We start from the raw sequence: 11817 nt of genomic DNA, 5'->3' as shown, positions 1-11817 counted from the left end.
GCCCTCCGGCCCCGTACGCGACGACCGGCCGGAGCCTCCTGCCGGCCTGCCCCAGCGCACCCGCCGTCCCGCCGCCACGGCGAGCGGCCCCGACGGCTCCTCGCCGGCCGCGGGCGGCACGGACACCGACGCCGTACGACCCGACGGCGGATCGCTGCCCCGGCGCGTACGGCAGGCCAGCCTCGCCCCGCAGCTCAAGCGCAGCGCCGAACCTCGGAACGAGGACAGGGCCCGGCCCGTTGAACGGGATGCCGACGAAGTCCGCAGCCGCATGGCCTCGCTCCAGCGCGGCTGGCAGCGCGGCCGCGAGGAGAACGCCGCCGGCGACGAAGCCGACAGCGGCACAGCACCACGACGAACGAACAAGGGGGACGGTCGATGACCGCACCGAGGGCCACCGGCCACATCACGCCCGACAAGGGGGAGCTGAACTGGCTCCTCGACGACCTGGTGGACCGCGTCGCCAGCATCCGCAAGGCGATCGTGCTCTCCGGCGACGGCCTGCCCACGGGCGTGTCGAAGGATCTCACCCGGGAGGACAGCGAGCATCTGGCCGCCGTCGCCTCCGGTTTCCACAGCCTCGCCAAGGGCGTGGGCCGCCACTTCGAGGCCGGCGACGTCCGGCAGACCGTCGTCGAACTCGACGAGGCGTTCCTCTTCGTCACCGCCGCCGGCGACGGCAGTTGCCTCGCCGTCCTCGCGGACGCCGACTCGGACGTCGGACAGGTCGCCTACGAGATGACGCTCCTCGTGAAGCGGGTCGGTGTGCATCTGGGCGCCGCTCCGCGCACCGATCTGCCCTCGGGCGGGTAGTGGGACGACATGGACGCTGACGGGCAGGGCAGGAGTCACTGGTTCGACGACGAGGCCGGACCGGTCGTCCGTCCGTACGCCATGACGCGGGGCCGCACCACCAGTGCGGCCCAGCACCGCCTCGACCTGATCGCGGTGGTCGTCACGGAGCCGCACGCGGGCGATCCGGAGGACGATCCCACGCTCTCCCCGGAGCACGTGGACATCGTCGAACTGTGCCGCGACACCTCGCAGACGGTCGCCGAACTCTCCGCCGAACTCGATCTGCCGATCGGCGTGGTCCGGGTCCTCGTCGGAGACCTCGTGGAATCGGAATTGGTCCATGTGAACCGGCCAGTACCCCCGGCCGAACTGCCGGACGAGAGTATTCTGCGCGACGTGATCAACGGCCTCCGGGCGCTGTGACCGGCGCGGAAGCGGGATACTGACGTGACAGGCTGGCAGTTCTGGGTCGACCGAGGCGGCACCTTCACCGACATCGTCGCGAGGCGCCCCGACGGCCGGCTGCTGACGCACAAGGTGCTGTCCGACAACCCGGCTCCGGAACGACCCCGGCACCGCGGGGGCCGGGAGACACGCGGTACCGACGCGGCGGTCGTGGGCGTCCGCGAACTGCTGGCCGGATCCGACGACCCCGTCGACGCCGTGCGCATGGGGACCACCGTCGCCACCAACGCCCTACTCGAACGCAAGGGCGAACGGACCCTGCTGGTCGTCACCCGCGGCTTCCGCGACGCGCTGCGCATCGCCTACCAGAACCGCCCGCACATCTTCGCCCGCCGTATCGACCTGCCCGAACTGCTGCACGAACGGGTCGTCGAGGTGGACGAACGCATCGCCGCCGACGGCACCGTCCTGCGCGCCCCCGACCTGGACGCCCTCACCGGGCCGCTGCGACAGGCGTACGACGACGGCATCCGGGCCGTCGCCGTGGTCTGTGTGCACAGCCATCTCCACCCCGCCCACGAACAAGCGGTCGGGGAACTCGCCGCACGCATCGGCTTCCCGCAGATCTCGCTGTCCAGCGAGGTCAGCCCCCTGATGAAGCTGGTCCCGCGCGGCGACACCGCCGTCGTCGACGCCTACCTCTCGCCCGTGCTGCGCCGCTACGTCCGCCATGTCGCCGACGAACTCGACGACGTACGGCTGATGTTCATGCAGTCCAACGGCGGCCTCACCGAAGCCGGCCAGTTCCGCGGCAAGGACGCCGTCCTGTCCGGGCCGGCCGGCGGCATCGTCGGCATGGCCCGCATGTCGCAGCTCGCCGGCTTCGACCGCGTCATCGGATTCGACATGGGCGGCACCTCCACCGACGTCTCCCACTACGCGGGCGAGTACGAACGCGTCTTCACCACACAGATCGCCGGGGTCCGGCTGCGCGCGCCCATGCTGGACATCCACACCGTCGCCGCCGGCGGCGGCTCGGTCCTCCACTTCGACGGCTCCCGCTACCGCGTGGGGCCGGACTCGGCGGGCGCGGACCCGGGACCCGCCTGCTACCGGCGCGGCGGCCCGCTCACGGTCACCGACGCCAACGTCATGCTCGGCCGTATCCAGCCCGCCCACTTCCCCACGGTGTTCGGCCCGGACGGGGACCAGCCCCTCGACGCCGCGCTCGTCCGCGACCGCTTCACGGACCTCACCCGCGAGATCCACGAGCAGACCGGCGACGACCGGACCCCCGAGCAGGCCGCCGAGGGCTACCTGCGGATCGCCGTCGCCAACATCGCCGGCGCGGTGAAGCGGATCTCCGTGCAAAAAGGCCACGACATCACCCGGTACGCCCTCACCACCTTCGGCGGAGCGGGCGGACAGCACGCGTGCATGGTCGCCGACTCCCTCGGCATCCGCACCGTCCTCGTCCCGCCCATGGCCGGCGTCCTGTCCGCGCTCGGCATCGGCCTCGCCGACACCACGGCCATGCGGGAACGCTCGGTCGAGCTCCCCCTGGAACCGTCCTCCATGCCCGGCGTCCACGAGACCGCCGACGACCTCGAAGCGGCGGCCCGCGCGGAACTCCTCGCCGAGGACGTACCCGAAGAGCGCGTAGAGGTCACCCGCCGCGCCCAGCTCCGCTATGACGGCACCGACACCACCCTCACCGTCGAGCTGACCGAGCCCGGCACGATGCGGCACACCTTCGAAGAACGTCATCGCGCCACGTACTCCTTCACGCTCGACCGCCCGATCGTCGTCGAAGCCCTCTCCGTCGAAGCCACCGGCATCACCGAACCCCCCGATCTCTCCGCCCTCGCTCCCTACGAGGGCACCCCCGGGCACCACGCCGAAACCCCACGGACCGTCCGCCTCCACACCGGCGGCACCTGGCGCGACGTACCCCTCCACCGCCGCGAGGACCTTCCCCCCGGCGAAACCGTCACCGGACCGGCGATCATCACCGAGTCCGGTGCGACGACCGTCGTCGACGACGGCTGGCGGGCCGCGGCGACCGACGACGGGCATCTGGTCATGGAACGCGTCGCGGTCACGCAGAGTTCCGAAGTGGACACGGAAGCCGACCCGGTGCTGCTCGAGGTCTTCAACAACCTCTTCATGTCCATCGCCGAACAGATGGGCGCACGCCTCGAGTCCACCGCCCAGTCCGTCAACATCAAGGAACGCCTGGACTTCTCCTGCGCCCTCTTCGACCCCGACGGAAACCTGGTGGCCAACGCCCCGCACATCCCCGTCCACCTGGGCTCCATGGGCACGAGCGTCAAAGAGGTCATCCGGCGGCGAGGCCCGGCCATGCGCCCCGGCGACACCTACGCCGTCAACGACCCGTACCACGGCGGCACCCATCTGCCCGACGTCACCGTCGTCACCCCGGTCTTCGGCGCCGAGCCCACCGACGGCACGGAGAGTGACCGGAAGGTCCTCTTCTACGTCGCCTCACGCGGCCACCACGCCGAGATCGGCGGCATCGCCCCGGGCTCCATGCCGGCCGACAGCCGCACCATCGACGAGGAGGGCGTCCTCTTCGACAACTGGCTGCTCACCGAGAACGGCCGCTTCCGCGAGGAGGAGACCCTCCGCCTCCTCACCGAGGCCCCCCACCCCTCCCGCAACCCGAGGACCAACCTCGCCGACCTGCGCGCCCAGATCGCCGCCAACCACAAGGGCGTCGACGAGGTCGGCCGCATGATCGACAACTTCGGCCTCGACGTCGTCCAGGCCTACATGAAGCACGTCCAGGACAACGCGGAAGAGGCGGTGCGCCGCGTCGTCGACGCCCTCGACGACGGCGCGTACGCCTACGAGACGGACTCGGGCGCCGTCATCCGCGTACGCGTCCGCGTGGACCGCGAGAACCGCCGCGCGACCATCGACTTCACCGGCACCTCCGCCCAGCTGTCCACCAACTTCAACGCCCCCTTCTCGGTCGTCAACGCGGCCGTCCTGTACGTCTTCCGCACCCTGGTCGCCGACGACATCCCGCTGAACGACGGCTGTCTGCGCCCATTGGACATCATCGTGCCGCCGGGCTCCATGCTGGCTCCCGAGCCGCCGGCCGCCGTCGTCGCGGGCAACGTGGAGACCTCCCAGGCCATCACCGGTGCCCTGTACGCGGCCCTCGGCGTCCAGGCGGAGGGCTCCGGCACCATGAACAACGTCACCTTCGGCAACGCCCGCCACCAGTACTACGAGACCGTCGCCTCCGGTTCCGGTGCCGGAGACGGCTTCCCCGGCGCCTGTGTCGTACAGACCCACATGACCAACTCCCGGCTCACCGACCCCGAGATCCTGGAGTGGCGACTTCCCGTCCGCCTCGAGGAGTTCGCGGTGCGCCGAGGCAGCGGCGGCGCCGGACGGTGGCGCGGCGGGGACGGGGCCGTGCGCCGGATCCGCTTCCTGGAGCCGATGACCGTCTCCACACTGTCCCAACACCGCAGGGTGCCCCCGTACGGCATGGCGGGCGGTGCCCCCGGTGCGCCGGGCGCCAACCGGATCGAGCGAGCGGACGGCACGGTCGTCCCGCTGGCCGGCAGCGACTCGGCGGACGTCGGCGCCGGCGACGTACTCGTCATCGAAACCCCCGGCGGCGGGGGATACGGCCCGCCGCCCGAACCCCATCAAGCAGGAGAAGAGATCGATGATCTTCGGGCGTTCTGAGCGCGGCAAGCCCCCGGTCGAGCCCGTCACGCTCAAGATCCTGGTGGCCGGCGGCTTCGGCGTGGGCAAGACCACGCTCGTCGGCGCGGTCAGCGAGATCAGGCCGCTGCGCACCGAGGAACTCCTCACCGAGGCCGGGCGCCCGGTCGACGACACCTCCGGTGTGGAAGCGAAGAACACCACCACGGTGGCCATGGACTTCGGCCGCATCACGCTCCGCGAGGACCTGGTGCTGTACCTCTTCGGCACGCCCGGCCAGGAGCGGTTCTGGTTCATGTGGGACGAGCTGTCCGAGGGCGCCCTCGGAGCCGTCGTCCTCGCCGACACCCGACGCCTGGAGGACTGTTTCGCGGCCATCGACTACTTCGAGCGACGCGCCATCCCGTTCCTCGTCGGCGTCAACTGCTTCGAGGGAGCGGCGCGCTACCCGGCCGACGACGTCCGCCGCGCCCTCGACCTCGACGACCACGTACCGCTGCTGATGTGCGACGCGCGGGACCGCGAGTCGGTCAAGGAGACCCTCATCGGCGTCGTCCAGCACGCCATGGCCCAGGCCGCGCAGCGACGCCAGACGGTCACCACCTGATACGCCGGCAGGCCGAGGCCCGTACTCCCGCCGACCGGAGTACGGACCGCGGCGTGGAGAACGACGCACCACGCGCGCGTGGTCAGCCGTCACCCTCCTCCATCCAGCCGAAGCTCTTCTCCACCGCCTTGCGCCAGTTGCGGTACTCCCGGTCCCGCACCGGCGCCTCCATGGCCGGCGTCCACTCGGCGTCCTTCCGCCAGTGCGACTTCAGCTCGTCCAGGCCGTTCCACACGCCCGTGGCGAGCCCCGCCGCGTAGGCCGCGCCCAGGCAGGTCGTCTCGGAGACCCTGGGCCGGATCACCGGCACGTCGAGCACGTCCGCCTGGTGCTGCATCAGCAGGTTGTTCTTGGTCATGCCTCCGTCGACCTTCAGGGTGGTGATCCGCACCCCGGAGTCCTGGTACATGGCGTCCACGACCTCACGCGTCTGCCAGCTCGTCGCCTCGAGCACCGCACGCGCGAGGTGCGCCTTCGTCACGTAGCGGGTGAGCCCCGTGACCACACCACGCGCGTCGGAGCGCCAGTACGGCGCGAAGAGGCCGGAGAACGCGGGCACGACGTAGGCGCCGCCGTTGTCCTCCACGCTCGCCGCCAGCGGCTCGATCTCGTCGGCGGTACGGATGATGCCGAGCTGGTCGCGGAACCACTGCACCAGTGCGCCCGTGGTGGCGATCGACCCCTCCAGACAGTAGACGGGCGCCTCGTCGCCGATCTTGTAGCCCATCGTCGTGAGCAGCCCGCTCTTCGACGGCACCGGCCGGCTGCCGGTGTTGAGCAGCAGGAAGCTGCCCGTGCCGTAGGTGTTCTTCGCCGAGCCCACGTCGTAGCAGGCCTGCCCGAAGACCGCCGCCTGCTGGTCGCCCAGCGCGGAGGCGACGGGTACGCCGGAGAACCGGCCCACGGCGGTGCCGTAGACCTCGGCGGAGGACCTGATCTCCGGCAGCATCGCCTCGGGCAGGTCCATCGCGGCGAGGATGGACGCGTCCCACCGCAGCGTCTCCAGGTTCATCAGCATGGTCCGCCCGGCGTTGGTCACATCGGTGACGTGCCGTCCGCCGTCGGTGCCACCGGTGAGGTTCCAGATCAGCCAGGAGTCGATGGTGCCGAACGCGATCTCGCCGTTCTCCGCGCGGGCCCTGAGCCCGGGTACGTTGTCGAGCAGCCAGGCCGCCTTCGGCCCGGAGAAGTAGCTGGCCAGCGGCAGCCCGGTCTGCTCGCGGAAACGGTCCTGCCCGTCCGTGCCACCGAGCCGGTCGCAGAGCGCGGCGGTCCGCGTGTCCTGCCACACGATCGCGTTGTGCACGGGCTTGCCCGTGGCCCGGTCCCACAGGACCGTCGTCTCCCGCTGGTTGGTGATGCCGAGCGCGCTCAACTGCTCGGCGCGCAGACCGGCCTTGGCGAGCGCCCCGGCGACCACGGCCTGCACCTTGGACCAGATCTCGGTGGCGTCGTGCTCCACCCAGCCCGGCTTCGGGAAGATCTGCCGGTGCTCACGCTGGTCGACGGCGACGATCGCGCCGTTCCGGTCGAAGACGATGCACCGGCTGGAGGTGGTGCCCTGGTCGATCGCGGCGACGAACTTGTCCGTCATGACGTCCCCTTCGTCGTACGTGCGGAGGTTCGTTCAGAACGCTGCCTTGAAGACCAGCCCGGACAGCGCCCCGCCGATGAGCGGTCCCACGATCGGAACCCATGCGTAGCCCCAGTCCGAGGTGCCCTTGTTGGGAATCGGGAGCAGCGCGTGCACGACGCGCGGCCCGAGGTCACGGGCCGGGTTGATGGCGTACCCGGTGGGGCCGCCGAGCGACAGACCGATGCCGACCACCAGGAACGAGACGATCAGGATCGCCGTGCCCGACTCGCCGAGCCCCTTGGTGAGTCCGAACGCCAGGATGGGCAGCACCAGGCCCATGGTCGCGATGATCTCGGTGACGAGATTGGCGACGGGGTTGCGGATCGCGGGGGCCGTGGAGAAGATCCCGAGCGTCGGCTGGGCGATGTCCTCCTCGGCGTTGGCCTGGAACTGCGCGTAGTAGACCAGCCAGCACAGCACGGCGCCCAGCATCGCGCCGGCCGTCTGCCCGGCGACGTAGACGTGGACGTGGTCCCATTCCCCGGTGTCGACGGCGATCCCGAGGGTGACCGCCGGGTTGAGATGCCCGCCCGACAGCGGGGCGGCGGTGTACGCCCCGGCCATCACGCCGAAACCCCAGCCCAGCGCGATGACGACCCAGCCGGCGTCCTTCGCTTTCGAGTAGTTGAGGACGACGGCGGCGACCACGCCGGTGCCGAACAGGATCAGGATCGCGGTACCGATGATCTCCCCGACGAATATGTCTCCGTTGCTCATGGCGGCTCCTAGGCCCCGGCCCGGGACGATCCGCCCCGGACCTCGCGTGCAGGGTGCGTTTCCCATGGCGACTTCAGCCGGAGGCAGGGAGGATCCGCGCCCCGCCCGGCGTCCGTGACGAGCGTGCCGTCGCAGCCGAATCGCCCGTGGGGGAGTGGGCCGTGCCGCAGGAGGCCCCAGCGGTGACGTGCCGGAATGCGCCGATATGTACGGCGATGTCGACTGACACCGGGAAGTGTTCACCGGCACTCAGGGGGCGTCAAGGCCGCCGATCGCAACGGTTATCGGCCACCCGGCCGGAAGCGCCACCTCCGCGGCGGCGCGGACACTCGGCTCCTCCGGGGACGGGTCCTTCCCCGGAAGAGCCGACTCCTGATAGATGCAGGAGACATGACACGACTCTCCCGCGCGGTACGCGGTCTGGTCACCGCCGTCGCCGCCCTGCTCACCGCGACCGCCGCCTCCGCCACCGCCCAGGCGAAGCCCGAACCCGAGGCGCCCCGCGACTTCGTGGCACTGAACAGCGTGGACCCGACGATCATCCAGGAGATCCGTTACTTCACCCCGCACAACTTCGTCGGCGAGCCCATCGACGGCTACCGGCAGCCGCTGTGCATCCTCACCCGCCCCGCCGCCGAGGCCCTCCGCACGGCGCAGCGGAAGCTGCTGCGCCAGGGCTACTCCCTGAAGGTGTACGACTGCTACCGGCCGCAACGCGCGGTGGACCACTTCGTGCGCTGGGCCGAGGACCTCGACGACCAGAGGATGAAGGCCGAGTTCTACCCGGACGTCGACAAGACCCGGTTGTTCGCCGACGGCTACATCGCGGAGAAATCCGGCCACAGCCGTGGCTCGACCGTGGACCTCACCATCGTGGAACTCCCCACGAAACCGACGAGGCCCTACCACCCCGGACAACCCCTCGCCCCCTGCTTCGCCCCCGAGGACGAGCGGTTCCCCGACACCTCCGTCGACATGGGCACCGGCTACGACTGCTTCGACACCCTCAGCCACACCCTCGACCCACGCGTCCAGGGCGAACAGCGCGCCAACCGGCTGCTCCTCAAGAGCACCCTGGAGGACCTCGGCTTCGTGAACCTCGCCGAGGAGTGGTGGCACTACACCTTCAAGCCGGAGACCCACCCGGACACCTACTTCGACTTCCCGGTGTCCCGAAGGTCACTCACCGGCCACAACTGACCGGTCCCCGGAGACGCCCCCACCGTGATCGGATACAGTCCGCGCGTGTCCGAAACTCATGCAATGGCTCCCAACTCCGCGCCGGGCTCCCACTGTTCGAGCTGCGGCACGGCCTTCGGAGAGGGCGTCTCCGGCTGGCCCCGCACCTGCCCGTCCTGCGGCACCGTCGCCTACCGCAACCCGCTGCCGGTCGCGGTCGCCCTCCAGCCCGTGTACGACACGCAGGGCACCGGCCTCGTCGTCATCACCCGCACCATCGCACCCGCGCGCGGGCGTACGGCCCTGCCCGGCGGCTACATCGACGACCGGGAGGACTGGCGCCGGGCCGTCGTCCGCGAACTCGAGGAAGAGACCGGCATCAGCGCGGCGAGCCGCGACGTACGGCTCGCCGACGCCATGAGCTCGCCCGACGGACACCTGCTGCTGTTCGGACTCCTCCCGGAACGCCCCGCGGAAGACCTGCCGCCCTTCACCGCCACCGACGAGACCGAGGACCGCCACCTGCTGCGCCGCCCGGAGGAACTCGCCTTCCCCCTGCACACCCTGGCCGCACGGGCCTGGTTCGAGGGCCGCTACATCTGACCCCCGCCGGCGCCCACCCCGCGGACGCGCACCGGGCAGGACGGCTCGACCCCGCCGTCCCCGCCCTCCCGCTCGACGACGACCCGCGGACCCGACCACCGCACCGTGTAACGCTCGATCTCCGGCTCCTCCCACCCCTCGCCGGCATCCGGCACCACCAGCCCGCCCCCGGTCCGCCCCCGGGCCGGCGCCCACACCTCCAGCTCCGGACCACCGTCCTCCCCCAGCACCGGAAGAACGGCGCCCCCGCGCGCGAACACCGGTATCCGCCCCAGCGGCGCGTCCACCCACACCCGGGCCGGCCCGTCGTACGCCCGTTCCGTCGCCGTGTCGTACCACCGCCCGCGCGGCAGCGGAACCGCCCGCCGCTCCACACCCGGCGCGAGCACCGGCGCCACCAGAAGACAGTCACCGAGCAGAAAGGCGTCCTCGCAGTCGCGCAACGCGCGCTCCTCGGCCGCCGACCACCACAACGGCCGCACATACGGTGCTCCGGTACGCCGGGCCAGATGCGCCAGCGTCATGAAGTACGGCAGCAGCCGCCGGCGTTCGACGAGCGCCACGCGCGCGTGCTCGAGAACGTCCGCGCCGAGCTCCCACGGCTCACCCCGGCCCGCCCGCGCACCGGCACGGGTGCGGAAGAACGGAAGATAGGCGCCCAACTGGAGCCCGCGCAGGTACAGCTCGGGCGACACCCGCCCGTCGAAGCCGCCGACGTCCGGGCCCGCGTGGGGAACACCGCACAGGCCCAGCCCCACCACCAGCGACAACGCCGCCCGTAGCCCGGGCCACCCCGTCATCACCCCGCCCGACCACACCCCGCCGTGACGCTGCATACCGGCCCATCCGGAACGCGAGAGCACGAACGGTCTCTCGGAGGGCGCCTGTTCCCGCAGTCCCTCGTACGCCGCCCGGGCCATGCACAGCCCGTACACGTTGTGCGCCTCACGATGGTCGCCGCCGCGTCCGTCCAGCGCGTGACGCGCCGACCGCGGCAGCGTCGGCTCGCCGAAGGCCGCGAAGGACGTCGGTTCGTCCATGCTGTGCCAGACGCCCGCGAACCCCTGTGCCAGCCGCTCCGTGTACAAGCCGCCCCACCACGCACGCACGCGCGCGTGCGTGAAGTCCGGAAAGACCGCCTCCCCCGCCCACCCGACCCCTTCCACGACCTCACCGGAGGCGTCCCGCACGAACGCGTCCCGCTCCACCCCCTCGTCGTACACGGGGACGCCGGGTGCCGCGCCGACCGCCGGACCGACGACCGACACCAGCCTGACCCCCTCGCGCCGCAGCTCGTCCGCGAGAACCGGCAGCTTGGGAAACCGCTCCTGGTCCACGGTGAACACCCGGCGGGCATCGAAGTGGTCGACGCCGAGGTGCACGGCGTCGAGCGGCAGCCCGTGCTCCCGGTACCCCGCGACGATCCGCCGCACCTCCTCCTCGCCGCCGGAAGACCCCCGCAGGTGATGGTGACCGAGCGCCCACGCGGGCGGCAGCGCCGGCGCGCCGGTGAGCGAGGCCCAGGCGAGCAGCACCCGCGCGGGAGCACCCACCATCACCCAGCAGCGCAGCGGGCCACCGTCCACGCGCAGCTCACTCGTCCCGGCCCGGTCGTGTCCCGAACCGGCGCCCTCCTCGCCCTCCCGCAGCGTCACGGTGCCGTCCCACGCGTTGTCGTAGAACACCAGATGCGTGCCCGCGTCGGCCACCACCATCTGCACCGGCATCGTGACGGACAGCGGATCGTCACCAGGGCCGCCGGCACGACCGGGCGCGGCGTTCCACAACCTGTACGTGCCGTCCCGCAGCCGGGGACCCGACGCACGCCCCCCGAGCCCGAAGAAACGTGCGTCGGCCGGCACCTCGGACCGCTGCATCCAGCGCGCGGCACCACCACCCACCGGCTCCCACCACCGCGGCGGCAGATCGCGCCGCAGCATCACACCCCCCGGGGTGAGCACCTCCACCGCGCCGTACCGCGAGACCACCACCGTCACCCGCTCGGCCACCACCCGCCAGCCACCGTCCTTGTCCGGCTCCAGCGCGGCCCGCGGATCCGGATCGGGGCAGCGGCCGGCCAGCGCGTACGACGGCTCCGGAGCAGCCCCGTCCCAGCCCCAGAAGACCGCACCGTTCACCGCCACGACGATCCGCAGCTCCGAGCGGCCGC

9 protein-coding genes and 1 pseudogene are annotated in these 11817 nt (G+C 71.5%); 7 read left to right on the top strand and 3 right to left on the bottom strand.

Annotated elements, in window-relative coordinates:
• From B7767_RS47785 to B7767_RS05050, 5 genes and pseudogenes are all read left to right on the top strand, one after another.
• Positions 1-382 (top strand): annotated as a pseudogene (locus tag B7767_RS47785) (histidine kinase); the annotation flags it as partial.
• On the top strand, positions 379-813 hold the full coding sequence (locus B7767_RS05065) for a roadblock/LC7 domain-containing protein (RefSeq protein WP_085571054.1): 435 nt from the start codon (positions 379-381) through the stop codon (positions 811-813). The pseudogene B7767_RS47785 and the gene B7767_RS05065, both read left to right, overlap by 4 nt.
• A gap of 9 nt (positions 814-822) precedes the next feature.
• Positions 823-1218: a DUF742 domain-containing protein gene (locus B7767_RS05060; RefSeq protein ID WP_085571053.1), complete on the top strand. Its 396-nt coding sequence runs from the start codon at positions 823-825 to the stop codon at positions 1216-1218.
• Positions 1219-1242: 24 nt separating this feature from the next.
• Positions 1243-4926, top strand: a complete 3684-nt coding sequence (locus B7767_RS05055; protein WP_085571052.1) for a hydantoinase B/oxoprolinase family protein — start codon at positions 1243-1245, stop codon at positions 4924-4926.
• Complete coding sequence (locus B7767_RS05050) at positions 4907-5512, top strand: ATP/GTP-binding protein (RefSeq protein WP_073933852.1); 606 nt, start codon at positions 4907-4909, stop codon at positions 5510-5512. The genes B7767_RS05055 and B7767_RS05050 overlap by 20 nt, the downstream gene beginning before the upstream one ends.
• Positions 5513-5594: 82 nt before the next feature.
• Here the strand turns inward: B7767_RS05050 and glpK are convergent, their stop codons facing one another.
• Entirely contained in the window at positions 5595-7106 is a 1512-nt protein-coding gene (gene glpK, locus B7767_RS05045; RefSeq protein WP_085571051.1) for a glycerol kinase GlpK, read from the bottom strand.
• A gap of 33 nt (positions 7107-7139) precedes the next feature.
• Positions 7140-7865 (bottom strand): MIP/aquaporin family protein, encoded by a 726-nt coding sequence (locus B7767_RS05040; RefSeq protein WP_085571050.1) that lies wholly within the window; start codon positions 7863-7865, stop codon positions 7140-7142.
• Positions 7866-8255: 390 nt separating this feature from the next.
• Here B7767_RS05040 and B7767_RS05035 point away from each other — a divergent pair, with 390 nt between their 5' ends.
• Positions 8256-9065 carry a M15 family metallopeptidase gene (locus B7767_RS05035; RefSeq protein WP_085571049.1) on the top strand — a complete coding sequence of 270 codons (810 nt, stop codon included), beginning with the start codon at positions 8256-8258 and terminating at the stop codon, positions 9063-9065.
• 45 nt (positions 9066-9110) lie between these two features.
• Positions 9111-9647: an NUDIX domain-containing protein gene (locus B7767_RS05030; RefSeq protein ID WP_085571055.1), complete on the top strand. Its 537-nt coding sequence runs from the start codon at positions 9111-9113 to the stop codon at positions 9645-9647.
• Here B7767_RS05030 and B7767_RS05025 read toward each other — a convergent pair.
• Positions 9638-11817: TIM-barrel domain-containing protein (locus B7767_RS05025; RefSeq protein WP_107485810.1), on the bottom strand; the 2180-nt coding region annotated here is incomplete at its 5' end. The genes B7767_RS05030 and B7767_RS05025 overlap by 10 nt on opposite strands.

The sequence above is a fragment of the Streptomyces sp. 13-12-16 genome (genome assembly GCF_002114215.1).
Lineage (GTDB): Bacteria > Actinomycetota > Actinomycetes > Streptomycetales > Streptomycetaceae > Streptomyces.
This window is presented reverse-complemented; position numbering and strand designations above follow the sequence as displayed.